The sequence below is a fragment of the Streptomyces fildesensis genome (assembly GCF_016107395.1).
GTDB lineage: Bacteria > Actinomycetota > Actinomycetes > Streptomycetales > Streptomycetaceae > Actinacidiphila > Actinacidiphila fildesensis.
On record NZ_JAAIKO010000004.1, the window covers coordinates 97,071 to 123,022 of the forward strand.

The 25,952-nt window shown below is 70.8% G+C and carries 21 protein-coding genes and 1 tRNA gene; 6 read left to right on the forward strand and 16 right to left on the reverse strand.

The genetic code is table 11. From position 1 onward, the window contains the following. Window positions 1-72: 72 nt before the first annotated feature. The 4 genes from C6N31_RS08455 to C6N31_RS08470 all read right to left on the reverse strand — a co-directional run bounded on the left by C6N31_RS08455 (window position 73) and on the right by C6N31_RS08470 (window position 5,001). Entirely contained in the window at window positions 73-1,542 is a 1,470-nt protein-coding gene (locus C6N31_RS08455) for a glycoside hydrolase family 1 protein (RefSeq protein WP_138357986.1), read from the reverse strand. Between the two features lie 56 nt (window positions 1,543-1,598). After that, the gene (locus C6N31_RS08460) at window positions 1,599-2,510 is read right to left on the reverse strand and encodes a carbohydrate ABC transporter permease (RefSeq protein ID WP_138357984.1); all 912 of its coding nucleotides are present in this window, start codon (window positions 2,508-2,510) and stop codon (window positions 1,599-1,601) included. A gap of 4 nt (window positions 2,511-2,514) precedes the next feature. Further along, a complete protein-coding gene (locus C6N31_RS08465) occupies window positions 2,515-3,531 on the reverse strand; it encodes a carbohydrate ABC transporter permease (RefSeq protein WP_198357336.1) in 1,017 nt (338 codons plus the stop codon). Window positions 3,532-3,654: 123 nt separating this feature from the next. Then, entirely contained in the window at window positions 3,655-5,001 is a 1,347-nt protein-coding gene (locus tag C6N31_RS08470; RefSeq protein ID WP_138355045.1) for an ABC transporter substrate-binding protein, read from the reverse strand. Window positions 5,002-5,261: 260 nt separating this feature from the next. On the opposite strand from C6N31_RS08470, the gene C6N31_RS08475 reads away from it, so the two are divergent. Further along, window positions 5,262-6,320, forward strand: coding sequence for a LacI family DNA-binding transcriptional regulator (locus tag C6N31_RS08475; RefSeq protein ID WP_138355046.1), 1,059 nt, complete (start codon window positions 5,262-5,264; stop codon window positions 6,318-6,320). Window positions 6,321-6,456: 136 nt separating this feature from the next. On the opposite strand, the gene C6N31_RS08480 is transcribed toward C6N31_RS08475, so the two are convergent. From C6N31_RS08480 to C6N31_RS08490, 3 genes are all read right to left on the reverse strand, one after another. Next, window positions 6,457-6,529, reverse strand: a tRNA-His gene (locus C6N31_RS08480). A 67-nt stretch (window positions 6,530-6,596) separates the two neighbouring features. Continuing rightward, window positions 6,597-7,199 (reverse strand): oligoribonuclease, encoded by a 603-nt coding sequence (gene orn, locus C6N31_RS08485; protein ID WP_138355047.1) that lies wholly within the window; start codon window positions 7,197-7,199, stop codon window positions 6,597-6,599. Between the two features lie 5 nt (window positions 7,200-7,204). After that, complete coding sequence (locus C6N31_RS08490; protein WP_164295473.1) at window positions 7,205-8,485, reverse strand: helix-turn-helix domain-containing protein; 1,281 nt, start codon at window positions 8,483-8,485, stop codon at window positions 7,205-7,207. A 1,029-nt stretch (window positions 8,486-9,514) separates the two neighbouring features. On the opposite strand from C6N31_RS08490, the gene C6N31_RS08495 reads away from it, so the two are divergent. Continuing rightward, on the forward strand, window positions 9,515-10,036 hold the full coding sequence (locus C6N31_RS08495) for a universal stress protein (protein WP_138355048.1): 522 nt from the start codon (window positions 9,515-9,517) through the stop codon (window positions 10,034-10,036). 303 nt (window positions 10,037-10,339) lie between these two features. On the opposite strand, the gene glmS is transcribed toward C6N31_RS08495, so the two are convergent. Both glmS and C6N31_RS08505 read right to left on the reverse strand, forming a co-directional pair. Continuing rightward, window positions 10,340-12,154, reverse strand: coding sequence for a glutamine--fructose-6-phosphate transaminase (isomerizing) (glmS, locus tag C6N31_RS08500; RefSeq protein WP_138355049.1), 1,815 nt, complete (start codon window positions 12,152-12,154; stop codon window positions 10,340-10,342). A 95-nt stretch (window positions 12,155-12,249) separates the two neighbouring features. Beyond that, window positions 12,250-12,525, reverse strand: a complete 276-nt coding sequence (locus C6N31_RS08505) for a hypothetical protein (RefSeq protein ID WP_138355050.1) — start codon at window positions 12,523-12,525, stop codon at window positions 12,250-12,252. Between the two features lie 177 nt (window positions 12,526-12,702). Here C6N31_RS08505 and C6N31_RS08510 point away from each other — a divergent pair, with 177 nt between their 5' ends. Continuing rightward, window positions 12,703-14,409, forward strand: coding sequence for a beta-N-acetylhexosaminidase (locus C6N31_RS08510; protein ID WP_198357337.1), 1,707 nt, complete (start codon window positions 12,703-12,705; stop codon window positions 14,407-14,409). Window positions 14,410-14,466: 57 nt separating this feature from the next. Here C6N31_RS08510 and C6N31_RS08515 read toward each other — a convergent pair whose 3' ends face one another. From C6N31_RS08515 to C6N31_RS08530, 4 genes are read right to left on the reverse strand one after another with little or no spacing between them, the layout of a single operon-like run. Next, complete coding sequence (locus C6N31_RS08515) at window positions 14,467-15,633, reverse strand: acyl-CoA dehydrogenase family protein (protein ID WP_164295410.1); 1,167 nt, start codon at window positions 15,631-15,633, stop codon at window positions 14,467-14,469. 2 nt (window positions 15,634-15,635) lie between these two features. After that, a complete protein-coding gene (locus C6N31_RS08520; protein ID WP_138355052.1) occupies window positions 15,636-16,574 on the reverse strand; it encodes a hydroxymethylglutaryl-CoA lyase in 939 nt (312 codons plus the stop codon). Continuing rightward, window positions 16,571-18,532 (reverse strand): acetyl/propionyl/methylcrotonyl-CoA carboxylase subunit alpha, encoded by a 1,962-nt coding sequence (locus C6N31_RS08525; protein WP_198357402.1) that lies wholly within the window; start codon window positions 18,530-18,532, stop codon window positions 16,571-16,573. Before C6N31_RS08525 ends, C6N31_RS08520 begins: the two co-directional genes overlap by 4 nt. Before the next feature lie 14 nt (window positions 18,533-18,546). Beyond that, window positions 18,547-20,160, reverse strand: a complete 1,614-nt coding sequence (locus tag C6N31_RS08530; protein WP_138355053.1) for a carboxyl transferase domain-containing protein — start codon at window positions 20,158-20,160, stop codon at window positions 18,547-18,549. A gap of 84 nt (window positions 20,161-20,244) precedes the next feature. On the opposite strand from C6N31_RS08530, the gene C6N31_RS08535 reads away from it, so the two are divergent. From C6N31_RS08535 to tesB, 3 genes are all read left to right on the forward strand, one after another. Next, window positions 20,245-20,856 carry an SACE_7040 family transcriptional regulator gene (locus tag C6N31_RS08535; protein WP_138355054.1) on the forward strand — a complete coding sequence of 204 codons (612 nt, stop codon included), beginning with the start codon at window positions 20,245-20,247 and terminating at the stop codon, window positions 20,854-20,856. Between the two features lie 64 nt (window positions 20,857-20,920). Further along, window positions 20,921-22,078, forward strand: coding sequence for an acyl-CoA dehydrogenase family protein (locus C6N31_RS08540; protein WP_138355055.1), 1,158 nt, complete (start codon window positions 20,921-20,923; stop codon window positions 22,076-22,078). A gap of 10 nt (window positions 22,079-22,088) precedes the next feature. Continuing rightward, on the forward strand, window positions 22,089-22,964 hold the full coding sequence (gene tesB, locus C6N31_RS08545) for an acyl-CoA thioesterase II (protein WP_198357338.1): 876 nt from the start codon (window positions 22,089-22,091) through the stop codon (window positions 22,962-22,964). Window positions 22,965-23,135: 171 nt separating this feature from the next. On the opposite strand, the gene C6N31_RS08550 is transcribed toward tesB, so the two are convergent. The 3 genes from C6N31_RS08550 to C6N31_RS08560 all read right to left on the reverse strand — a co-directional run bounded on the left by C6N31_RS08550 (window position 23,136) and on the right by C6N31_RS08560 (window position 25,884). Continuing rightward, complete coding sequence (locus C6N31_RS08550) at window positions 23,136-24,314, reverse strand: sensor histidine kinase (RefSeq protein WP_138355057.1); 1,179 nt, start codon at window positions 24,312-24,314, stop codon at window positions 23,136-23,138. Then, window positions 24,311-24,988: a response regulator gene (locus tag C6N31_RS08555; protein ID WP_138355058.1), complete on the reverse strand. Its 678-nt coding sequence runs from the start codon at window positions 24,986-24,988 to the stop codon at window positions 24,311-24,313. The genes C6N31_RS08550 and C6N31_RS08555 overlap by 4 nt, the downstream gene beginning before the upstream one ends. Window positions 24,989-25,092: 104 nt before the next feature. After that, window positions 25,093-25,884, reverse strand: coding sequence for a phosphatase (locus tag C6N31_RS08560; protein ID WP_138355059.1), 792 nt, complete (start codon window positions 25,882-25,884; stop codon window positions 25,093-25,095). Window positions 25,885-25,952: the final 68 nt, after the last annotated feature.

Sequence of the window (25,952 nt, forward strand, 5' to 3'; positions counted from 1 at the left end):
CCCGCCGGTGGGCCGCTGCCGCGTGAAGTGGTGTCGACGGCACCCTCGAACCCCCGCACCACCCCGCGTCTCTTACGGAGCGTCAGGCTCCGTGATCTCACCCGTGCGCGCGACCTGGGCGTACCAGTGGGCGCTGGATTTCGGGATGCGGTTTTGGGTGGCGTAGTCGACGTAGACGGCGCCGAATCGTTTGCTGTAGCCGTAGGACCATTCGAAGTTGTCCATGAGTGACCACAGGAAGTAGCCGCGGACGTCGGCGCCGTCGGCCATCGCGCGGTGTACGGCCGCGAGGTGTCCGCGCAGGTAGTCGATGCGCCGTGGGTCGTTGACGGTGCCTTCGGGGGAGACGTAGTCGTCGAAGGCGGCGCCGTTCTCGGTGACCATCAGTGGCAGGCCGGGGTTCTCCTGGGCGGTGCGGCGCAGCAGGTCGTACAGTCCGCTGGCGTCGACGGCCCAGCTCATCGCGGTGGTTTCGCCGGGTGGGAGGTGGAAGGCGACCTGTTCGGAGCCGGGCCAGGGGGAGTGCGCGCTGGCGCCGTGGCCGTCGAAGCGGGCGGCCTCGGTCCCGTCGGGGGCGGGCTGCGGGCCCGAAACGACGGTGGGCGTGTAGTAGTTGATGCCCAGCAGGTCGATGGGGCGGGAGATCTCGGCGAGGTCGCCGTCCCGTACCAGGGTCTGCCAGTCGACGAGGTGCGCGGTGTCGTCCAGCAGGTCCTCCGGGTACCCGCCGTGCAGGATCGGGCCGGTGAAGATCCGGTTGCCGACGGCGTCGATCCGGCGTGCCGCGTCCAGTGCCGCCGTCGAGCCGTCGAGCGGGCGCACCTGGTGGAGGTTGAGGGTGATCGAGGTCCGCGCGGTGGCGGGGAGTGTGGAGCGCAGGACCCCGATCGCCCGGCCGTGGGCGAGATTGAGATGGTGGGCCGCCTTCAGCGCGGCGTCCGGTTCGGTGCGGCCGGGGGCGTGGACGCCGGATCCGTAGCCGAGGAAGGCGGAGCACCAGGGTTCGTTGAGGGTGGTCCAGTACGGGATGCGGTCGCCGAGTGCGCCGGCCATGATCGCGGCGTAGTCGGCGAAGCGTTCGGCGGTGTCGCGCACCGTCCAGCCGCCGACGTCCTCCAGATCCTGCGGCAGATCCCAGTGGTAGAGGGTCGCGACCGGGGTGATGCCCTTGTCGAGGAGCTCGTCGGCCAGCGCGCGGTAGAAGTCCAGGCCGCGTTGGACGGCGGGGCCGCGGCCGGTGGGCTGGACCCGCGACCAGGAGATGGAGAAGCGGTAGGCGCCCAGGTGGAGGCCGGACATCAGGGCGACATCGTCGCGGAACCGGTGGTAGTGGTCGGCCGCGATGTCGCCGGTGTCGCCGTTGTGGACCCGGCCCGGAGTGTGGCTGAAGGTGTCCCAGATGGAGGGGGTGCGGCCGTCTTCGGCCACGGCGCCCTCGATCTGGTACGCGGCGGTGGCCGCGCCCCAGACGAAGCCGGGCGGGAAACGGAGCAGACCGGCCGGTGCGGCCTCGGTCTCGGTCTCGGATCGGACAGCGGTCATACGGGGGCACTCCCAAAAGGTGAGCGGGACAGGTGCGGGCGTAGGGCTTCGGGAGGTCAGCTCTTGACGGCGCCGGCGGTGATGCCGCCCACGATGTGTTTGCCGAGCAGCGCGAAGACCAGCAGCAGCGGCACGGTCGCGATCAGCGCGCCGGTCAGCACCACCGCGTGGTCGATGGTGTGGTCACCGGAACCGAGCCCGGCCAGCGCCACCTGCACGGTGGGGTTCTGTTGGTTCAGTGCGATGAACGGCCAGAAGAAGTCGTTCCAGGACTGGACGAAGACCAGCATCCCCAGCACCGCCATGGCCGGCCGCGCGATCGGGAAGACCACGTGCCACACGATCCGCAGGCTGTGCGCCCCGTCCACCCGGGCCGCCTCGATCAGCTCGATGGGCAGCGCCTCGGCCAGGAACTGCCGCATGAAGAACACCCCGAACGCCGCCACCAGCGACGGCAGGATCACCGACTGCAGCCGGCCCACCCAGCCCAGATCGGTGATGATCTGGTAGAGCGGGATCACGCTGAGCTGCGGCGGGATCGTCATCGTCGCCACCACCAGGGTCAGCAGCCCGTTGCGGCCCCGGAAGCGCAGCTTCGCGAAGGCGAAGCCGGCCAGCGTGGCGAACAGCACCGTGCTGAGCGAGACGAACCCGGCCACGATGGTGGAGTTGATCAGCGCCTGGCCCATGTGGACCTGGTCCCAGGCGATCTTCAGGTTGTCGATCAGATGGGAGCCGGGCAGCAGCTCGGTCGGCGGCTGCACGATCTGGGTGTCGGTGCTGGAGGCCGCGACCACGGTCCAGTACAGCGGGAAGAGCGAGACCAGCGCCGCGACCACCAGGACCACGTACGTGACGGGCCCGGCGTGGTCCTGCCGTCCGGCGCGGGCCGAGAAGCGCCGCCGTTTGGGCGGGGCGGGAGTGGGCCCTGACCGGTGCGCGGCCCGTTCCGCGACTGCGTGTGCCATGAGGTCAGCCCCCCAGCTTCCTGCGGTTGACCCGCGTGATGATCAGTTGGACGGCGCCCACGAGCAGCAGGATCAGGAGCATCACCCACGCGACGGCCGACGCCTGTCCCAGCGCCCCGTTCTGCCAGCCCTTCTCGTACATGTAGAGGCTGAGCGTCTGGTACTGGTGCGCCGATCCGCCGCTGACGCCCAACCCGCCGCCGAACAACATCGGTTCGCCGAACAGCTGGGTCGCCCCGATCGTCGAGACGATGATCGTGAACAGGATCGTGGGACGGATCGAGGGGATGGTCACGCTGAGGAACTGCCGCCAGCGCGACGCCCCGTCCAGCGCTGCCGCCTCGTACAGATCACCCGGCACGGCCTGCATCGCGGCCAGGTAGATCAGCGCGTTGTACCCCGTCCACCGCCAGGTCACGATCGTGGAGATGGCGATCTGGGACGGCCACTTGTCGGCCTCCCACTGGATGTGGTGCACCCCGAAGTGGCCGAGCAGCTGGTTGACCATCCCGTAGTCGGGGTTGAAGAGCTGGACGAAGACCAGCGAGGCCGCCGCGATCGACGTCGCGTACGGGGCCAGCACCGCGACCCGGAAGAACCCGCGCGCCCGGAGCTTGTAGTTCAGGAGATGGGCCAGCCCCAGCGCCATCAGCAGCTGCGGGACGGTGGAGATCACCCCCAGCGAGAACGTGTTGCGCAGCGCGTTCCAGAAGAACTCGCTGTCCCACAACCGGGTGTAGTTGTCGAACCCGCGCCACTGCGCGGTACCGCCCAACTCCACCTGATGGAACGAGAGCCAACCCGTGTAGATCAGCGGGAAGAGCCCGAACGCGGCGAAGCAGACGAAGAACGGGGCGATGTACGCGTACGGCGTCGCCTTCAGATCCAGGCGGTACAGCCGCGAGCGCCAGGAGTGGCCGGCGGGCGTGCCGGGGGTGCCCGGTGGTGCGGGGGCGGGGGCGGGGACGGGCCGGGCCGGCGGCGGACTGCCGTCGGCCGACGCCCTGACGGAGGTGGCCACGAGTGGCGTCCTTCCCGGTCGGGTCAGTCGGTCGGTCTCGGTCGGGACGGTCGGTCACGGCCGGATCAGCGTCGTGGGGCGGGCCGCCCGGCAGGAGTGGGCACTGCGGGGCGGCCCCGCCGGCTACTGGTCGATCTTGTCCTTGACCAGCGCCTGCACGGTGGACCACGCCTTGTCCTTGGACGTGCCGTGCTGCTCGATGTCGAGCAGCCCGTTGTCGGTGATGTACGTCTTCACCTGGCCGTCGTAGCGGCCGATCGGCGCCGGGGTGACGCCCTTGGCAATGGCCGTGTAGACCTTCCCGATCGGCGCGGTGCCGAAGTACGGGTTCGTCGCGTCCGTCACGGTCGGCGAGTCGAGACCGGCCTTGGTGGACGGGATGTTGCCGTTCTTGGCGAACACCTTCGCCTGCTGCTCGGGCGCGGTCAGCCAGGCGGCCAGCGCGGTCGCCTCAGCGGTGTGCTTGCCCGCCTTGGGCACGGACAGGAACGCACCGCCCCAGTTGCCGGACTCCGGCGCCGCGGCGATGTCCCACTTCGCCGTATTGGCCGGACCCGCCTGCTCCTTGATGATGCCGGTCATCCAGCTGGGGCAGGCGATCGTGGCGAACGTCGAGTTCTTGAACGCCGCGTTCCAGGTGCCCTTGTCGTCGAACTGCCGCAGCTTGGCGCTCAGACCCTGCTGCGCCGACTCCACCGCCAGGTCCCACGCCTTCTTCACACCCGGGCTGGTGTCGTAGATCAGTTTGCCCTGGTCGTCGGAGTACTGCTGCGCCTGACTGGAGACCACCGCGTTGAAGACACCGCTGGCGGAGTCGGTGAAGGACACCCCGGCCGGCGCCTTGGCCTTGAACTGCTGACCAACAGCGATGTACTTGGCCCAGTCGCCCGCCCACAGCGCGGCGACCGCCTCACGGTCGGTCGGCAGACCGGCCTTCTGGAACAGGTCCTTGCGGTAGCAGACCGCCATCGGGCCGACGTCGGTGCCGAGTCCGATCACCTGGCCGCTCTTCGTGGTGGCCTGCTTCTCCTTCCAGTCCAGCCACTTGGTGGTGTCGACCCCGGTGGCCTTGCCCAGGTCGACGAACCGGTCGCCGAGCGTGGCGGTCGCCTCGGCGATGAAGCCGACCTCGATCGCCTGGACGTCGGCCAGCCCGCTGCCCTGCGACAGGTGCAGCTTCAGCGCGTCCCAGTACTTCTGGCCGTCGGCGACGTTGTCCTCGACGATCGTGATGTTCGGGTGCAGCTGGTGGTACTCCGCGAACAGGGCCGCGCCCGTCTTGTCGTCGTAGCCGAACGAGCCGAAGTCGCCGACGTGCAGCGTGATGTTCTCGGTTCCGGTGCTGCCCTTCTTCCCCGAGTCCGAGCTGCTGTCGCTGCTGCAGCCGGTGATCAGGGTCGCGCAGGTCGCGAGCCCCGCGACCGCTATCAGTGCGGTCCGACGGGCGCGAGTGCCGCTGGAAGTGCGCATTCCACTCTCCTTGTCCAGGGTGGGTCTGGCGTTCGTTCTGACGTCCGGGCGTGCGACGAGGTGTGGGAGCGCTCCCACGAAGGCTTGCCGGAACAGTCCTGCCTCGGAGGGGGAAGTGTCAAGGCATGAAGTCGTTTTCGTTGCCGGAACGTGTCCGGACCGGACCTTCGATCACTTCTTGAACGAAACCGGCACCGCACGGCCGCTATCGTGAGAGATCGTGGGAGCGCTCTCACGCACGGTGCGTCCGAGCGCCTAGGATGGCGCGTCAGCCATGTCGGGAGGCGGAAGTGACCGTGAACGGTCGGCACAGCGGACGGCCCACGCTCGAAGAGGTCGCCGCACGCGCCGGGGTGGGCCGCGGCACGGTCTCCCGGGTCATCAACGGCTCCCCCCGGGTGAGCGACCGGGCCAAGGCCGCCGTCGAGGTCGCCGTCGCCGAGCTGGGGTACGTCCCCAACCGCGCCGCCCGCGCCCTCGCGGGCAACCGGACGGACGCCATCGCGCTCGTCATCCCCGAACCCGAGACCCGGCTCTTCGCCGAGCCGTACTTCTCCGACATCATCCGCGGTGTCGGCGCCGAGCTCGCCGACACCGACATGCAGCTGCTGCTGACGCTGATCCGAACCCCCAAGGAACGCTCCCGCTTCGCCCAGTACCTCAGCGCCCACCGGGTCGACGGCGTTCTGCTCGTCTCCGTGCACGAGGACGACCCGCTGCCGGACCTGCTGGAACAGCTGGACATGCCCGCCGTCCTGAACGGCCGGCGCTCCGACCTGGAGTCCGTGTCCTACGTGGACTCCGACAACGTCGGCGGCGCCCGGTCCGCCGTCGGCTATCTGCTCGGCCGCGGCCGCCGTGCCGTCGCCACCATCACCGGCCCCGTCGACATGTACGTCGCCCGCTGCCGTCTCGACGGCTACCGCCAGGCCGTCGGCGCGGCGGGCCTGGGCGACGACGCCTCGCTCGTCGCCCGCGGCGACTTCACCGAGGAGGGCGGCCGGCGCGCGATGCGCGAGCTGCTCGCCCGGCGGCCCGACGTGGACGCCGTCTTCGCGGCCTCCGACGTCATGGCCTCCGGCGCGCTCCAGGTCCTGCGGGAGGCCGGCCGGCGGGTCCCCGACGACGTGGCGCTCATCGGCTTCGACGACTCCGTCATCGCCCGCCATACGGACCCCGCCCTCACGAGTGTCCGGCAGCCCATCGAGGAGATGGGCCGCACCATGGCCCGCGTCCTCCTGGAGGAGATCGCGGAACGCACCTCGGTGCGGCGGCATGTGGTGCTCGCCACGGAGCTGGTACGGCGGGACTCGGCGTAGCGGGGTCCGCGTTCACCGGAAAGTGTGACGTCGGACACAGGGCGAACGGCGCCGCCCCGACCCCCACCGGGCCCCCGGGACCCAGGACATGACGAAGGCCCGGTCTGTTCTCACAGACCGGGCCTTCGTCGTTCAGGGTGAGTGACGGGACTTGAACCCGCGGCCACCTGGACCACAACCAGGTGCTCTACCAACTGAGCTACACCCACCATGTCCGGCGCTTCTCGGCGCCGACCTGAAGAAGCATACAGGGTCCGGGAGGGTGCTCGCCTCAGGCTATTCGGCAGCCAGGACGTGCTTGGCCGCGATGGCCCGGGCGGTGTCGGTGTCCGGGCCGGGCTGCGGCACGAAGACGGCCTCGCGGTAGTAGCGCAGCTCCGCGATGGACTCGCGGATGTCGGCCAGGGCGCGGTGGTTGCCGTTCTTCTCCGGGCTGTTGAAGTACGCCCGGGGGTACCACCGGCGGGACAGCTCCTTGATGGAGGAGACGTCCACGATCCGGTAGTGGAGGTGCTGTTCGAGGGCCGGCATGTCCCGGGCGAGGAAGCCGCGGTCAGTGCTGACCGAGTTTCCGCACAGCGGGGCCTTGCGCGGTTCCGACACGTGCTCGCGCACGTAGTCGAGCACCAGCTTCTCGGCCTCCTCGAGCGTCACACCGCCCTCGAGCTCCTCCAGGAGCCCGGAGGCGGTGTGCATCTCGCGTACGACGTCGGGCATGGTCGTCAAGGACTCGGCGGGCGGGCGGATGACGATCTCCACCCCCTCGCCGAGAATGTTCAGCTCGGAGTCGGTGACCAGTGCGGCCACCTCGACGAGCGCGTCATGGGCCAGGGACAGCCCGGTCATCTCGCAGTCGATCCACACCATGCGGTCGTTCATGGGTCTCACCCTAAGGGGCGATCGCGTGGACCAGGCATAGCCGGGTTGCGGCCGCGTGCGATGCGCTCCGCGCGCAGCCGCCCCCTGATGATGCCGTCGGAGCCGTCCATGCGGCTCTGCTCGGGCACCCGAGGGGCGTACACGTCGGAGTCGGGCTTGCCCGGCACCGTCAGGAGCTGTGGCGTGCCCCGGCGGGGCGGCAGGTGCTCGGCCGGCGCGGGTGGCCGCTCCGGGTCGTCCTGCGGGCGCCGGGCCCGGTACGCGGCCCGGTAGGAGGCGGGCGACGACCCGAGCTGGCGGCGGAAGTGCCCGCGCAGCGCGACGGGGGAGCGGAAGCCGCAGCGGCCCGCCACCTCGTCTACCGAGAAGTCGGACGTCTCCAGCAGCCGCTGCGCCTGCAGCACCCGCTGAGTGATCAGCCACTGCAGCGGGGCACTGCCGGTGAGCGACCGGAACCGCCGGTCGAAGGTCCTGCGGCTCATATAGGCGCGAGCCGCGAGGGCCTCCACGTCGAACTGCTCGTGCAGATGCTCCAGCGCCCAGGCGACGACCTCGGCCAGCGGGTCACCGCCGATCTCTTCTGGTAATGACCTGTCGAGGTGGCGCTGGCTGGAGGGCCAGTCACTGCGGCGCGGCGGCACGACGAGCCGCCGGGCGAGCGCGTTCGCCGCCTCGGCGCCGTGGTCGGTGCGTACGACATGCAGGCAGAGGTCGATTCCGGCCGCGGTGCCGGCCGAGGTCAGTACGTCTCCGTCGTCCACGAAAAGCTCCCGGGGGTCCACATGCACGGAGGGATAGCGCTTGGCCAAGGTGGGCGCGTACATCCAGTGGGTGGTCGCGGGGCGGCCGTCCAGAAGCCCCGCGGCGGCCAGTACGAACGCCCCTGTGCACAGGCCGATGATCCGGGCGCCCTCCTCATGGGCCCGGCGCAGCGCGTCGAGGGCCTCGGGAGGTGGTGGTTGGGAGATCGAGCGCCAGGCGGGCACCACTACGGTGCCGGCCCGTGACAGCGCTTCGAGTCCGTACGGGGCGCTGAGTTCCAGGCCCCCTGTGGTGCGAAGTGGCCCGTCCTCGCCGGCGCAGACCAGCAGCCGGTAGCGGGGCACGCCCGCGTCCTGCCGGTCGATGCCGAACACGGAGAGCGGGATGGAACTTTCGAAGATCGGCCCGCCGCTGAACAGCAGCACGGCGACAACTTCGGCACGCCGCCGCGCGGACAGTTTGCGAGTGGCGCGGGACGACGCTGACGGTGCTGAGGATCCGGCTGATGGCGACAGGTTCTCCATCGCCGTACCGGTCCTGGACTCCTGGCTCATCATGGAGCTCAAGCCCCCCTCGATCGACGCGGCCCCTCGGTCCTGCACGTTTCCCCCGCCGTATTTCCCAAGATCGAATCTACTGTGTTTGGTGTGTCAGATGAGGCAGTTGTGAATACTTCACCACCTGGCGCTAAGTCGACTTGACCACGTGGCGTGAAGCATTCGATCACGAAGCGTTCCACTCACCGGGCCTGCTGGGAAGTACGCCTCTGGCTCCCGCGGTGGCCTACGACGCTCCTCGCGCCCCCTGGAGCCGTTTCATTGCAGGTGGCAGACGTGTCAGCAAGCGCTTTGACCAACAGGGGTACTGCGGCCAGAAGTTGGCTGAAAAACATACGCACCGATGTGCACGCCCCTGGACGGCACCCCGGTGTGCGCCCCCTGGCCAGCCAACCGCCCCGGTGCGCCCCTCACGGCCGCCGGCGTCATCGGGGCGTTATCGGGCCATTTGCCGGTCCCTCGCCGGACCGGTGTCTTGTTCACGCCGGTGCCGCGGAGAATTTGGTTTGCGCGGGGGGCGATGTTCGTGCGGTGCCCCCCCGGCAAGGCGTCCCGCGCAGGTCTGGGGTGCTCCGCACATCGCTCCGGGGTGTCTCCAGGGGAGCCCTCGGGCCGCTCCGGAAGACCCCTTGAGCCGTTCTGGAGCCGCCCTGGACCCGTTCTGGAGCCGGCCCGCCCGCGACGGCCGCTCCCGCCGCGCGGATTCGTCCGGCCGGATGACGGCACGACGTTGCGCTCACGGCCGGGCTCCGGCATTCTCCTGGAAACTCCGGGTACGTAATGCCTGCGAAGGCTCGACGAGTCTGTGCAGGGATGCGTCTCCGCCGTACTCTGGAGTGACCAGGGTCGGAAGCCTCGAACTGGCCGAAACCGGTCAGCCTCGCGGCCCCCGTCAGGGTATTACCGAAGACGCAGCGAAGCTCGCTGTGACGACTGCAGCACCGCCGTTGTCCGCCGGTCGGCGTCCCCACGCCGCCCTTGTCGAGAAACCGCATCATGGCCGGTTATGAGCTCCCTGAGCCCGCTGAAGGCAAGCCGCTCGCCGAATCGGCGGCGCTCCCCGAAGCGGCCCCCGAGCTGCGCTCGTCCTGCGACCCGGCCTTCCGGCACGGTGTCGTGGTGGGATTCGACGGTTCGGTCTCCAGCGAGCGGGCGCTCGCCTACTCGATCGGCATGGCCCGGCGACTGGGCTCGGCTCTGATCATCGTCCACGTGGCCAACCGCCTCCCGGCCACGGTCTGGGCGGGCTGCGAACCACCGGTCTTCGTCGACGTCCCCGACCACAGAACCGAGGTCCTGGGGCTGGAACTCGCCTGCGCCGACCACCTCGCCGAGGTCCCCTGGATCCTCGTCGAACGCGGCGGCGACATCTGCCACGAACTGGAGGAGGTCGGCCGCGAGTACGAGGCCGACGCCATCGTCGTGGGCGGCACCCAGGGCATCATCGGCCGCATCTTCGGCTCGGTAGCAGGCCGCCTGGCGCGCCGGGCGCAACGCCCGGTCATCGTCATCCCGTAGAACGCCCACGGGAGAGCACCCAGGGGAGCGCCACCACAGCCACACCCACCACCGGCCGTCACCTGGCTCGCAGACCCATCCCGCAAACCGTCGGGGCATCAGGCCGACGCCCCGGACCCTGTGCGCTGTGATCCCTTACGGCCCACGTTCCCGCAGGTCGGAGGGGACGCGAGGGAGCCGGGGCCGCAGGGGTGGGTTTCGAAATGCTGCCGAGCTATTTGTGGGCCGCCAGGCCCGTAAATAGTCGATTTCGAAACCCACCCCGGAGGACCCGGCCCCCGCACCCACCACCAACCCGCAGGCCTACTCCACCGTCACGGACTTCGCCAGGTTCCGCGGCTTGTCGATGTCACGCCCCATCGCCTTCGCCGTGTGGTAAGCGAACAACTGCAGCGGAATCCCCATCAGAATCGGATCCAGCTCGACCTCGTTCTTCGGCACCACGATCGTGTGGTCCGCCTTCTCCTGCACCTGGTGCGCCACCGCCAGAATCCGCCCGCTCCGCGCCTTGATCTCCTCCAGTGCCGCCCGGTTCTTCTCCAGCAGATCGTCGTCCGGCACGATCGCCACCGTCGGCAGCGCCGGCTCGATCAGCGCCAGCGGACCGTGCTTCAACTCGGAGGCCGGGTACGCCTCCGCGTGGATGTAGCTGATCTCCTTGAGCTTCAACGAGGCCTCACGCGCCACCGGATAGCCCCGCACGCGCCCGATGAACATCATCGACTTGGCGCCCGCGTACTCGGCGGCCAGCTTCTCGATCTCCGCCTCGCCCTCCAGCATCTCGGCGATCTGAGCGGGCAGCTTCCGCAGCCCCGCGATGATCCGCTTGCCGTCCGCGACCGACAGGTCGCGGATCCGGCCCAGGTGCAGCGCGAGCAGCGCGAACGCGACGACGGTGTTGGTGAAGCACTTGGTGGAGACGACGCAGACCTCGGGGCCGGCGTGCACGTACACGCCGCCGTCCGTCTCGCGGGCGATCGCCGAGCCGACGACGTTCACCACACCCAGCACCCGCGCGCCCTTGCGCTTGAGCTCCTGGACGGCGGCGAGCACGTCGTAGGTCTCGCCGGACTGGGAGACCGCGATGTAGAGGGTGTCGGGGTCGACGACCGGGTTGCGGTAGCGGAACTCGGAGGCGGGCTCGGCGTCCGAGGGGATGCGGGCCAGCTCCTCGATCATCTGCGCGCCGATCTGGCCCGCGTGGTACGACGTGCCGCAGCCGAGGATCTTGATCCGGCGGACGCTCCGCGCCTCGCGCGGGTCGAGGTTCAGCCCGCCCAGGTGCACGGTGGAGAACCGGTCGTCGATACGGCCGCGCAGCACGCGGTCGACCGCGTCGGGCTGCTCGGAGATCTCCTTGTGCATGTACGTGTCGTGGCCGCCCATGTCGTACGACTCGGCCTCCCACTCCACGGTGGTCGGCGTGGCCGAGGTGCTGGAACCCTCGGTGGTGTACGTGCGGAAGTCGTCGGCCTTGAGGGTGGCCATCTCGCCGTCGTCGAGGGTGACGACCTGGCGGGTGTGGCTGACCAGCGCGGCGACGTCCGAGGCGACGAACATCTCCTTGTCGCCGATGCCGAGCACGACGGGCGAGCCGTTGCGGGCGACGACGATGCGGTCGGGGAAGTCCTGGTGCATGACGGCGATGCCGTAGGTGCCCTCGACGCGGCGCAGCGCTTCCTGGACCTTGGCCTCCAGGGTGTCGGCCTGCGAGCGGCCGATGAGGTGCACGACGACCTCGGAGTCGGTCTCGGAGGTGAACTCGACGCCGTCGGCGATCAGTTTGGCGCGCAGATCGTCGGCGTTGTCGATGATGCCGTTGTGGACGAGGGCGACTTTGCCCTCCGCGTCAAGGTGGGGGTGCGCGTTCTCGTCGTTCGGAGCGCCGTGCGTGGCCCAGCGGGTGTGCGCGATACCGGTGGTGCCGGCGAAGCGCTTGGGGATACGGGCCTCCAGCTCGCGGACCCGGCCCTTGGCCTTGACCGTCTTGAGGACCCCGGACTTTCCGGTGATGACGACGCCCGCCGAGTCGTAGCCCCGGTACTCCAGCCGCTGCAGGCCTTCCAGCAGCAGTGGAGCCACGTCGCGCTTACCGATGTATCCGACGATCCCGCACATATGGTCGTCCCTCTCCGTCGTGAGTCAGTCGTACGTCAGCAGGTGGTGCCGCACCCGCACGCGGGCACCAGGTGTTTCCGGTGTGTCAGCCTGTGTCAGCCGTAGACGATGCGGCGCAGTTGCCGCAGGGAGAGCTCCGGCGGAGCCACCGCGCGGTACGGCAGCTCCTCGGTGATCCGCTCGAAGATCACCGCGTTGACCAGGCCCTTGGCCTGGAGCTCGCGGTGCCGGCGGCGGACGAACAGCTCTGTCGTCTCGTCGAAGTACGCCAGCACGTCCTGGATCACCCGGACCGCCTCACCGCGGTGCAGCGGTGTGGTGCGGACCAGGTGGTCGACAAGGTCCTCATGGGACGTCTGGCGGTCGGGCATCCGTCGATACTGGTGTGATCATCGCCCGTTTGCAAGAATCCTGCCCGATTTCGGGCAGGAGGTGGATCCGGGTGAGCCAAAAGCGTGGGGAATTGGTCTACACCTTGACCACTCCGGGGGCGCACGGTACCCAAGTGGCATCGGTACTCTCCGCCGCCCGCTGAAGGGAATCCCCCTGTGAGACGACCCAGCGTTCGGAACAATCTGCCCCAGATCCTGTGCTCGTTGCTGCTGATCAGCGCCACTGCCTGGGCCACCGCCCCGGCCGCGCCGGCCGCCTCGGCCGCCTCCGCCTCCGGAGCCGACGCCTCGTCGGCCGTCCTGGAGCGGGTCGTCCCCGCCCCGGCCTCCGTACAGTCCGGCGGCGCCTCCTATGCCATCGGCGCCGGCACCCGCATCCACGTGCCCGGGAACTCCGACGAGGTGCGGAAGGTCGGCGACTACCTCGCGGGCGTGCTGCGGCCGTCCACCGGATACCCGCTGCCCGTCGTCGCGGACGACGGAGGCAGCGACGGCATCGTGCTCAGGCTGGGAGCGACGATCAGTGGTGCGGGCAGCTACAACGCTGCCGGCGCCAGGTCGGACGGGGCCAAGGCGGACGGCGCCGAGGCGCCCCACGACACGGTCGTGGCACTCGGAGCGGAGGGGTACCGGCTCGTCGTCTCCGGGCAGTCGGTGACCATCGGCGCCGAGCAGGCCGCCGGGCTGTTCCACGGTGTGCAGACGCTGCGCCAGCTGCTCCCCGCCACGGTCGAGAAGCGCACCGTGCAGAGCGGCCCCTGGAACGTGCCGGGCGGCACCATCACGGACGCGCCGCGCTACGCCTACCGCGGTGGCATGCTCGACGTCTCGCGGCACTTCTTCTCCGTCGCGCAGGTCGAGCGGTACATCGACCAGCTCGCCCTCTACAAGATCAACCAGCTGCATCTGCATCTGTCGGACGACCAGGGGTGGCGGATCGCCATCGACTCCTGGCCGCGGCTGGCCGCCTACGGTGGCAGCACCCAGGTCGGCGGGGGACCCGGCGGCTCGTACTCGAAGGCCGACTACCGCGAGATCGTGCGCTACGCCGCGAGCCGCTATCTGACGGTGGTGCCGGAGATCGACATGCCCGGCCACACCAACGCGGCCCTCGCCTCCTACGCGGAGCTGAACTGCAACGGCATCGCCCCGCCGCTCTACACGGGCACCAACGTCGGCTTCAGCTCGCTGTGCGCCGCCAAGGACGTCACCTACCGGTTCGCGGACCAGGTGCTGGGGGAGCTGGCCGCCCTCACCCCGGGCCCGTATCTGCACATCGGCGGCGACGAGGCGCACTCCACCAGCCACGCCGACTACGTGACGTTCATGGACAAGGTCCAGCCGATCGTCACCAAGTACGGCAAGACCGTGATCGGCTGGCACCAGCTGGCGGGCGCGCACCCGGTCGCCGGGGCCGTCGGCCAGTACTGGGGCACGAAGGGCAGTGAGAAGGAGGTCGCGGACGCGGCCAAGGCCGGAATGCGGCTGATCCTCTCGCCCGCCAACCGCGCCTACCTGGACATGAAGTACAACGCCTCCACCCCGCTGGGCCAGGCCTGGGCCGGCCTGGTCGAGGTGAAGGACTCCTACAACTGGGACCCCGCCACCTTCATCAAGGGCGCACCCGCCTCCGCCGTCCTCGGCGTGGAGGCGCCGCTGTGGACGGAGACCATCGTGACCAGCGCGGACTCCGACTACATGACCTTCCCGAGACTGCCGGGAATCGCCGAGATCGGCTGGTCCCCGGCAGCCACCCACCAGTGGGATGCCTACAAGGTGCGGCTCGCCGCCCAGGGCCCGCGCTGGACGGCGCTGGGCATCGGCTACTACCGGTCGCCCCAGGTGCCCTGGCCGAGCAGCTGACGGCCGGCCGGCGGCGGACGGTCACCCACGACCGCCCGCCGCCGGCTCGTCAGCCCCTCAGCCCGTGAGCCCCAGCTCGCGGGCGATGAGCATCCGCTGGACCTCGCTGGTGCCCTCGCCGATCTCCAGGATCTTGGAGTCCCGCCACATACGGGCCACCGGGTACTCGTTCATGAAGCCGTATCCGCCGTGGATCTGGGTGGCCTCACGGGCGTTGTCCACGGCGACCGTCGAGGAGTAGAGCTTGGCGATCGCCGCCTCGTTCTTGAACGGCTCGCCGCGCACCAGCCGGGAGGCCGCGTCGCGCCAGCCGACACGGGCCATGTGGGCGCGCATCTCCATGTCGGCGAGCTTGAACTGGATCGCCTGGTTCGCACCGATCGGCCGGCCGAACGCCTCCCGGGTCTTCGCGTACGCCAGGGACTCGTCGACGCAGCCCTGGGCCAGCCCGGTGGCCAGCGCCGAGATCGCGATCCGGCCCTCGTCGAGGATCCGCAGGAACTGCGCGTAGCCGCGGCCCTCCTCGCCGAGCAGGTTAGCGGCCGGGACCCGGCAGTCGGAGAACGACAGCTCACGGGTGTCCGAGGCGTTCCAGCCGACCTTGGAGTACGGAGCCGCGACACCGAAGCCCGGCGTGCCCGAGGGCACGATGATCGACGAGATCAGCGGTCGTCCGTCGTCCTTGCGGCCGGTGACGGCGGTGACCGTGACCAGACCCGTGATGTCGGTACCGGAGTTGGTGATGAAGCACTTGGTGCCGTTGATCACCCATTCGTTCGTCGCCTCGTCCAGCCGGGCGGTGGTGCGCGTGCCGCCGGCGTCGGAACCGCACTCGGGCTCGGTCAGCCCGAACGCGCCCAGGATCTCCCCGGAACACATCCGCGGCAGCCACTCGCGCTTCTGCTCCTCGGTGCCGAAGCGGAAGATCGGCATCGCGCCCAGCGAGACGCCCGCTTCGAGGGTGATGGCGACGGACGAGTCCACCCGCGCGAGTTCCTCGAGGACGATGCCGAGGGCGAGATAGTCGCCGCCCATGCCGCCGTACTCCTCGGGGAAGGGCAGGCCGAACAGGCCCATCCGGCCCATCTCACGGATGATCTCGTACGGGAACTCATGGTTCTCGTAGAACTCCCCGATCTTCGGCGCGATCACGTCGTGCGCGAACGCCTCGACGGTGCGGCGCAGTTCCTCGTGCTCGGGGGCGAGGCGGTGATCGATCGACATGACTACGGCTCCTGGTGGGAGAGGGCGCGGACGGTGCGGGAGGGGCTTGGCCTCCCGAGCTGCTCCGCCATCCACACGCTTGTGGCGGTGAGGCGGTCGAGGTCGACCCCGGTGTCGATACCGAGGCCGTTCAGCATCCAGACGAGGTCTTCTGTGGCGAGGTTTCCGGTGGCGCTCTTCGCGTACGGGCAGCCGCCGAGGCCGCCCGCGGAGGCGTCGACGACGGTCACCCCCCGCTGGAGGGCGGCCAGGGTGTTGGACAGCGCCTGGCCGTAGGTGTCGTGGAAGTGCACGGCGAGCCGGTCCGTCGGGACCCCCTGCTCCACCAGCGCGGCGAGCAGCGCGGTGACATGGCCGGGGGTGGCGACCCCGATCGTGTCGCCCAGGCTCAGCTCGGTGCATCCCAGGTCGTACAGCCGGCGGGCGACGGCGGCCACCTGCTCCACCGGGACCGGGCCCTCCCACGGGTCGCCGAAGCACATGGAGAGATAGCCGCGCACGGTGGCCCCGGCCTCCCGGGCCTTGGCGACGACCGGCTCGAACATGGCGAGGGACTCGTCGACGGTCCGGTTGAGATTGGCCTTGGCGAACGACTCGGTCGCGCTGCCGAAAACCGCGATCTCCGAGACGCCGAGCGCCAGGGCGCGTTCCAGACCGCGTTCGTTGGGGACCAGCACCGGCAGATGCGCGTCCACATCGGCAAGCAGCGGCATCAGCTCGGCGGCGTCGGCCAGTTGGGGCACCCACTTGGGGTGCACGAAGCTGGTCGCCTCGATCGTGCCGAGGCCCGCGGCGGCCAGCCGGTGGATGAACTCGGCCTTCACCGCCGTCGGGACGGTCGTCTTCTCGTTCTGCAGCCCGTCGCGCGCGCCGACCTCGTGGATCCTGACCCGCGCGGGCAGTCCGGACGCCGGTACGGACATGGGCAGACCGTTGGTCATGACTCCTCCCGGGGAGCGACGACGGCGAGCACCTGGTCCATGGCGACGGTGCTGCCGGGGGTGACGTCGATCTCGGTGACCGTGCCGTCGTGGGGAGCGGTGATGACGTGCTCCATCTTCATCGCCTCGACGACCAGCAGGCTCTGGCCCGCGGTCACCTCGTCCCCGGTCGCGACCTTGACGACGGTCACGGTGCCGGGCATCGGCGCGGTGAGCGCGCCGGTGCCACCGGCGCCCGCGCTGCCGCTCAGGGCGGCCGCGACGGGGTCGTGGTCCGCGACGTGCCAGCTGTCCCCGTCACGGCCCAGCCAGGCGCCCGCGTGGTGGAAGGAATGGGTGGCGCCGTCCCAGTGCAGGACGCCGCGTCCGCCGTCGGTGACCAGGCGCGCGGGGACCGCCGGGGCGTCGCCCACCCGGACCTCGTTCCCGCGGACCCGGACGGCCAGCGGTTCGTGTCCGGGCACCCGCAGATGGTGGGTGGTCCAGGCCGGCTCGCCGCCCAGCCGCCAGCCGTCGGCAGCCGAGAACGGATCGGTCCAGGTGGTGGCGTCCGACGTGGGGAGCAGGGCGGCCTGGCGCAGCAGCGCCGCGGCCGCGTAGACCTCGGGCGGGACGTCCGGTGAGATCAGCGAGCCGACCTCGCGCTCGACCAGTCCGGTGTCGAGGACTCCGGAGACCACCTCCGGGTGGGCCAGCAGCCGCCGCAGGAAGCCCGCGTTGGTGGAGACACCCAGGGTGACGGTGCTGGCCAGCGCCGCGCGCAGCTTGCGCAGCGCGGTGGCGCGGTCGGGCCCGTACGCGATGACCTTGGACAGCATCGGGTCGTACAGGCTGCCGATCTCGGTGCCCTCGGCGAGCCCGGAGTCGGTGCGGACCCCGTCGCCCTGCGGTTCGTGGAGCGACAGCACGGTCCCGCCGGAGGGCAGGAAGCCGCGGGCCGGGTCCTCGGCACAGATCCGGGCCTCGACGGCGTGGCCGGTGAGGGTGACGCCCTCCTGCCCGAACGGCAGGTGCTCGCCGGCGGCGACGCGCAGCTGCCACTCGACGAGGTCCAGGCCGGTGATCAGTTCGGTGACGGGATGCTCGACCTGGAGGCGGGTGTTCATCTCCATGAAGCAGTACGCGGAGGGGTCCGCGCCCGGGACGATGAACTCGACGGTGCCCGCGCCGACATAGCCGCAGGAGCGGGCGGCCTGCACGGCGGCCTCGCCCATCGCCGCACGGGTGGCCTCGTCCAGGAGCACGCTGGGCGCCTCCTCGATCACCTTCTGGTGCCGGCGCTGCAGCGAGCACTCCCGCTCGCCCAGGTGGACGACATTGCCGTGGGCGTCGGCCAGCACCTGGATCTCGATGTGCCGCGGCCGGTCGATCCAGCGCTCGACGAGGAGGGTGTCGTCGCCGAAGGAACCACGGGCCTCGCGCCGGGCGGCGGCGATCTCGTCGCCGAGCAGCGTCTCGTCCCGCACCAGCCGCATGCCCTTGCCGCCGCCGCCCGCGGACGGCTTGAGCAGGACCGGCATGCCGATCTTCTGTGCCTCGCCGATGAGTTGGGTGTCGGTGAGACCGCTGCCGGACGAGCCCGGGACGACCGGGACACCGGCCTCCAGGACGGTCGCCTTGGCGCGGATCTTGTCACCCATCAGCTGGATCGCCGAGGCCGGCGGTCCGATGAAGACGAGCCCCGCGTCGGTGCAGGCCTGAGCGAAGGCGGCGTTCTCCGCGAGGAAGCCGTAGCCGGGGTGGACGGCCTGCGCCCCGGTTCGGGCGGCCGCGCGCAACTGCTCGTCGATGGAGAGGTAGTTCTCGATGCGGACCGCGGTGTCGGCCTCGCGGACGTGCCGGGCGTCGGCGTCGGCGTCGCTGAACACGGCGGCCGAGCGCACGCCGAGGCGCCGCAGCGTGCGGATCACCCGGACGGCGATCTCGCCGCGGTTGGCGATGAGGACGGTGTCGAACATGGTCATCTCTGTCCTCACATCCGGAAGACGCCGTAGCCGGGCTCACCCAGCGGCGCGTTGGCGCAGGCGGTGAGCGCGAGGCCCAGGACCGTGCGGGTCTCCAGCGGGTCGATCACGCCGTCGTCCCAGAGCCGGGCGGTCGCGTAGTAGGCGTTGCCCTGGGTGTCGTACTGGGCCCTGATCGGGTCCTTGAACGCGGTCTCCTCATCGGGAGCCCACTCACCGCCCGCCGCCTCGATCTGGTCGCGCTTGACGGTGGCGAGCACGGACGCGGCCTGTTCGCCGCCCATCACGGAGATCTTGGCGTTGGGCCACATCCACAGGAAGCGCGGTGAATAGGCCCGTCCGCACATCGAGTAGTTGCCGGCGCCGTACGAGCCGCCGATGACGACCGTCAGCTTGGGCACCCGGGCGCAGGCCACCGCGGTGACCATCTTGGCGCCGTGCTTGGCGATGCCGCCCGCCTCGTACTGGCGGCCCACCATGAACCCGGAGATGTTCTGCAGGAAGAGCAGCGGGATGCCGCGCTGGTCGCACAGCTCGATGAAGTGCGCGCCCTTCATGGCGGATTCGGCGAAGAGGATGCCGTTGTTCGCGATGATGCCCACCGGGTGGCCGTGCACATGGGCGAAGCCGGTGACGAGCGTCGTGCCGTACTCCGCCTTGAACTCGGCGAAACGGCTGCCGTCGACGATCCTGGCGATGACCTCGCGCACGTCGTACGGGGTGCGGGAGTCGACGGGCACCGCGCCGGTGAGCCCTGCGGGGTCGACGGCGGGTTCCTCGACCGGGTCGAGGTCCCAGGGGCGGGGGACCCGCGGGCCGAGGGTGGACACGATGTTCCGCACGATGCGCAGCGCGTGGGCGTCGTCCTCGGCCAGGTGGTCGGTGACGCCGGAGATCCTGGAGTGCACCTCGCCGCCGCCGAGCTCCTCGGCGGTGACGACCTCGCCGGTCGCGGCCTTCACCAGCGGCGGCCCGCCCAGGAAGATCGTGCCCTGGTTGCGGACGATCACCGCTTCGTCGCTCATGGCGGGGACGTACGCGCCGCCGGCCGTGCACGAGCCCATCACCGCGGCGATCTGCGGGATGCCGCGGGCCGACATCGTCGCCTGGTTGTAGAAGATCCGACCGAAGTGGTCGCGGTCCGGGAAGACCTCGTCCTGCCGGGGCAGGAAGGCGCCGCCGGAGTCGACCAGATAGACGCACGGCAGCCGGTTGTCGAGCGCGATCTCCTGCGCCCGCAGGTGCTTCTTCACCGTCATGGGGTAGTACGTGCCGCCCTTGACCGTGGCGTCGTTGGCGACGACCACGACCTCACGGCCGGAGACCCTGCCGATACCGGCGACGACGCCGGCGGCCGGGGCCTGGCCCTCGTACATCCCGTCGGCGGCCAGCGGGGCGAGCTCCAGGAAGGGCGAGCCGGGGTCGAGCAGCCCGTCCACCCGGTCGCGGGGCAGGAGCTTGCCGCGCGCGGTGTGCCGGGCGCGGGCCTTCTCGCCGCCGCCGAGCCGGGCGGCGGCGAGCTTGTCGCGCAGCCGCGCACTCAGTTCGGCGTGCGCCGCCGCATTGGCGCGGTAGGTCTCCGACGCCGGATCGGCGGCGCTGGAGAGGACGGGTGCTGCCATGTGTCGGGCCCCCGGAAGTTAGCGAGCGTTAACGTGGTGACCTTCACGTTAACGCTCGCTAACGGGATTGTCTAGACTCGTTCCATGCACCCCACGAAGGCGACCGAGAACCGCCGCGACCAGATCCTCCGGGAGGCCGCCCGGCTCTTCGCCGAACGCGGATTCCATGGCGTCGGTGTGGACGAGATAGGGGCCGCGGTCGGCATCAGCGGACCCGGCCTCTACCGGCACTTCGCGGGCAAGGACGCGATGCTCGCCGAGCTGCTCGTCGGTATCAGCGGCCGGCTGCTCACGGCCGGGAAGGCCCGGGTCGCCGAGGCCAACGACCCGGCCGGGGCACTGGACGCGCTGGTCCGCGGCCATATCGACTTCGCGCTCGACGACCGCCCGCTGATCACCCTGCACGACCGCGAACTGGACCGGCTGCGCGACTCCGACCGCAAGCTGGTGCGCCAGCTCCAGCGGCAGTACGTCGAGCAGTGGGTGGAGGTCGTCCGGCAGGTGCGTCCTGCCGCGCCCGAGCCGCAGGTGCGGGCCGCCGTGCACGCGGTCTTCGGACTGCTCAACTCCACCCCGCACCTGGGCGCGCACAGCGGGCTCCCGGACCGGAACGACACGGCGGCGCTGCTGCGCCGGCTGGCACTGGGCGCACTGACGGCTCTGGACAGCATGGACGACCGGCGAGTAACTTACTGAGCGCTTGCTTATTTTTCCGGACCCCGTCCCGGATCCCATGTCTCAGGCCCAGAGGAGGCGCGAAGTGCGTCGTACGGTGTTCAACGAGGACCACGAAGCGTTCCGCGAGACGATCCGGGACTTCATCGCCGCCGAGGTCGTTCCCGTCTTCGACGAGTGGCTGGCGGCCGGCCAGGCCCCCCGCGACTTCTACCGCAAGCTCGGTGAGCTGGGCGTCTTCGGTATCGAAGTGCCCGAGGAATTCGGCGGCGCCGGCGAGACCAGCTTCAAGTTCCAGGCCGTCATCACCGAGGAGTGCGCCCGCGCGGGCGTCAGCTTCGGCGGCAGTGGCGTGCACACCGGCCTCTGCCTCCCGTACCTGCTGGCCTACTGCAACGACGAGCAGAAGAAGCGCTGGCTCCCGGACTTCGTCTCCGGCGACATGATGACCGCCATCGCGATGACCGAGCCGGGCACCGGTTCCGACCTGGCCGGCATGAAGACCACCGCCAAGCTCTCCGAGGACGGCACGCACTACGTCCTCAACGGCGCCAAGACCTTCATCACCGGCGGCGTGCACGCCGACCGTGTCATCGTCTGCGCCAGGACCGCCCCGGCCACCCCCGAGGACCGCCGCGCGGGCATATCGCTGCTGGTCGTCGACACGAAGTCCGAGGGCTACGCCGTCGGCCGCAAGCTGGAGAAGCTCGGCCTCAAGACCTCCGACACCGCCGAGCTGTCCTTCACCGACGTGAAGGTGCCCGTCGAGGACCTGCTCGGCGAGGAGGGCAAGGGCTTCTCCTACCTCGGCCAGAACCTGCCGCAGGAGCGGATCGCCATCGCCGTGGGCGCGTACGCGCAGGCCTCCGCGGCCATCGGCTTCGCCAAGGCGTACGTCCAGGACCGCACCGTCTTCGGCCAGTCCGTCGCCTCGTTCCAGAACACCAAGTTCGTGCTCGCCGACTGCAAGGCCGAGGTGGACGCGGCCCAGGCCGTCGTCGACCGCGCCCTGGACGCGCACGACGCCGGTGAGCTGACCGCCGCCGACGCCGCCTCCGCCAAGCTGTTCTGCACCGACGTCGCGGCCCGCGTCATCGACAAGTGCCTGCAGCTGCACGGCGGCTACGGCTACATGCTGGAGTACCCCATCGCCCGCCTGTACGCGGACAACCGCGTCAACCGCATCTACGGCGGCACCAGCGAGGTCATGCGCTCCATCATCGCCAAGTCGATGGGCCTGTGAGCGCGACCCTGTGAACACAGCGCTGACGTCCCTGCTCGATCTGCTCGATCTGGAGCGGATCGAGCAGGACATCTTCCGCGGCATCAGCAGGTCGGCGGTCGTGCCACGGGTGTTCGGCGGCCAGGTCGCCGCCCAGGCGCTGGTCGCGGCGGGCCGCACCGTCCCCGAGGACCGGGCCGCGCACTCCCTGCACGCGTACTTCCTGCGGCCGGGCGACCCCGGCGCGCCGATCGTCTACCAGGTGGACCGGATCCGGGACGGCCGCTCCTTCACCACCCGAAGGGTGGTGGCCGTTCAGCACGGGCAGCCGATCTTCCATCTGTCGGCGTCCTTCCAGGAGCACGAGGAAGGGCTCGAGCACCAGGAGCCCATGCCGCCGGCGCCGGACCCCGAGTCGCTGCCCACCGCCGAGGAACTGCTGCCCGCCCACGCGGACAAGTTCCCCGACCCCAAGGTCATCGACCGTCTCCTGGAAGCGCGGGCCGCCGTCGACCTGCGGTACGCGGAGGACCCGCCGTTCCTGGTCGCCGGGCAGGGCCCGCGCGAACCGCGCTCCCAGGTGTGGTTCCGCACCCGGGGCAAGCTCGCGGACGACCCGCTGCTGCACGTCTGCCTGGCCACGTACGTCTCGGACATGACGCTGCTGGACTCGGTGCTCCTCGCCCACGGGCGCGGCGGCTGGGCCGTCGGCGACGTGGTCGGCGCCAGCCTGGACCACGCCATGTGGTTCCACCGGCCCTTCCGCGCCGACGAATGGCTGCTGTACGACCAGCAGAGCCCGTCGGCGTCCGGCGGCCGGGGACTGGGCACCGCCCGGATCTACACCCAGGACGGGCGCCTCGTGGTGTCCGTGATCCAGGAGGGCGTGGTCCGCGTCCCGGTCTAGGGCGTGTGTCGAAAGTAGCGCTGTTCGCCCGGAGGGCGTGGCCCACGGCGTCTGGTGCGTGCGCTCGCAAGGCGGAGGGTCGTCCTCGTACTGGTCGTACGTGGACGAGCCCGACAACGCGGCGAGGGCGCGTGCCAGGCGGGGCTTTCGAAACACGCCCTAGCTGCAGCCTTACGCGGCGGGGAGGACGGCCCGCACCAGGAAGCCGCCGTCGGGTTGCGCGCCCGCGTCGAGGGTGCCGCCCAGCTGGGCGGCACGTTCGCGCAGGCCGGCGAGGCCGTGGCCGCCGGAGGGCAGCAGCGGACCGGGCCGCTCACCTGGCGGGCCGTTGCGGACGCTGACCAGGAGCCGCCCCCCGGTCAGCCGTACGTCGACTTCCGTCTCCGCGCCCGTCGCGTGCTTGCGCACGTTGGTCAGCGACTCCTGCACGATCCGGTAGGCGGCGTGCCCGACGGGCGCCGGGCAGCCTCCCGCGTCGACCCGGCCCCGCACCGTGGGGCCCGCCGTCGCCAGCAGCGCCGGCAACTCGGCCAGTCCGGGTCCGGCCGGCGCCGCCCGGCCCGCCGTGTCCGCCGGGTCCGACGAGCCGGACGCGTTCGTCACGGGAAGCCGCAGCAGGCCGACCATGCGACGCAGTTCGTCCAGCGCGTCCCGGCTCAGCTCGCGCACCGCTCCGGCCGCGTCGCGGGCCTCCTGGCTCCGCGCGGTGACCTCCAGCGCGCCGGACTGCACCGCGATGAGGCTGATGTGGTGCGCGACCGTGTCGTGCATCTCGCGGGCGAGCCGGGCGCGCTCCTGGACGACGGCCTGCTCGGCGGCGAGCCGCGCTTCGCGTTCCCGGCTCGCGGCCAGCTCGGCGAGCCGGGCCGCCAGCTCCCGCCGGGAGGAGCTGAGCAGCCCGAGGGCCGTGGGGGCGGTGGCCAGCAGGGCGGAGAGCAGCAGCGCCAGGATCGTGGGCGCCGGCTCCCAGTCGATCGTGCCGAGCCACGGCCAGGGGACGAAGGAGACCACGGCCACGGCCGCGGCGCAGCCGCCGATGACCCACATGCGGGGCGTGACACGGGGGCGGGACCTGGTGCTGCCGTTTGCGTCCGGCGCCGTGCGGCCCGTCCCGCCGGAGGCGACCTGGTAGAGCGCGGCCATCGGCGCCAGCCACACGTACCCGAGCGAGAGCGCGGGCAGTGTCGCCGCGAAGGCGAGCAGCGGAAACCGCCGGCGCACCAGGAGAGCGGCCGTCGCGGTGCACGCGACGGCGAGCGAGAGGGAGCCGCCCATCGACCGCGTCGCCCACACCTCGGTCGCGGAGAGGGCGATCAGGGCGGCATCGAGGACGGCCGGCCGCAGTCTCACGTCCGCTCCACGGCCGGGGCGAGTCCCGCGCGGTGGGCGAGCACGGCCGCGGCGACCCGGTTGGGCGCGTCCAGCTTCCGCAGCACCGCGCGCACATGGTCCTTGACGGTGGCGACCGTGATCCCCAGCCGTGCGGCGATGTCGGAGTTCGGCAGACCCGCCGCCACGAGGACGAGGACTTCGCGCTCGCGGGTGGTGAGCAGGCCCAGGGCGACGGCGTCCGCACCGCCGGGGTTGTCGAGGCCCGTCCCGGCCCCTGCCCCGAGGTAGCCGTGCACGACCGTACGGCTGACGGTCGGCGTGAAGACCGTCCCGCCGGAGGCGAGCACCCGCACGGCGTCGATCAGCGTGCCCACGGCCGTGTCCTTGAGGAGGAAGCCGGTGGCGCCCTCCCGCATCGCGGCACTGATGTACGCGCTGGTGTCGAACGCCGTGAGCATCGCGACGGCGGGCGGCCGCGGCAGGGCGCGCAGCTCCCGCAGGACCGTGAGCCCGTCCGGTGCCGGCATCACGGCGTCCAGCAGCACGAGGTCGGGTCCGGCCGCCTCGATGGTGGCCACCGCGTCCCGGCCGTCGCAGTCGACGACCACCGCGATGTCTCCCGCGGTCTCCAGAATCCGCCGCAGGGCGACCCTGACCAGCGCCTCGTCGTCGACGATCGCTACATGGATCAACTTGCGCCTGCCTTCTGAAGCCCCTCTGCGATCGTAACCAGAGACTCCGGATCCGCAGAGTCCGGATCCGCTGCGCGGAGGTAGGCCGCGTGCCCGCGCCGGGCTCAGATCCGTGCTTCGAGGCCTGCGGCGGCCAGCAGGTAGGCGGTGAGCGGGTCGTACAGGTGGGGCGGCACGTTGTCGTCCAGGGGGACCGTCACCGTCAGGTCGCCCTCGGCCTCACCGACGAACAGCGCGGGATCGTTGCAGTCCGCGAACCCGACCGTGTCGATGCCCTGGCTGCCTGCGAAGCCCGCCCACCCGTGGTCGGCGACGACGAGATCGGGCTCCTGGCCCTCGTGCTCCATGGCGTCCAGCACCTCCCGCATGGGGTCGGGGGAGTGGGTGTGCATGAGGTTTCCGCCGCGGTGCAGGACGGACACGCCACCGATGTGCCGGATCTCGCCGTTGTCGGCGTACAGCCGGTCCGCGGGCAGCAGGATCTCGCAGCCCGCGTCGCGCAGCGCGGCGGCGAGCGCCTGGTGGACGGCGAACATGCCGGCCGGGTGACCGGTGGCGAACAGCACGCGGGCCCGGGATTCCGCCGCCTTGCGCAGCTCGACGGCCATCCGGTCCAGCGCGTCGATCGTCAGTTCCGCGTCGATGGTGTCCTGGCCCCTGCGGTGCTTCGGGTTGGCGACGACCCCGCAGCGTTCCACCATCAGCTCCAGCACGGCCCGCGGATCCGTCCAGCGCTCGCCGAGTTCCAGGCCCAACCAGTAGTAGCGGTTCCCCTCGGCGAGCTCACGGTAGTGATCCAGGTTGTTCTCGCGGCTCGTGGCCACGTCACCCGCGATGCGGGTGCGTATGAGGTGCTCGGCGAGGGACTGGCGGGACGGCGTCGTGTCATGGGGCATGTGTCTCATTGTCGCGCCTGGCCGCACGGGCGTAGGGGGCGAGGGTGATCGGCACCGATGTGTGACCC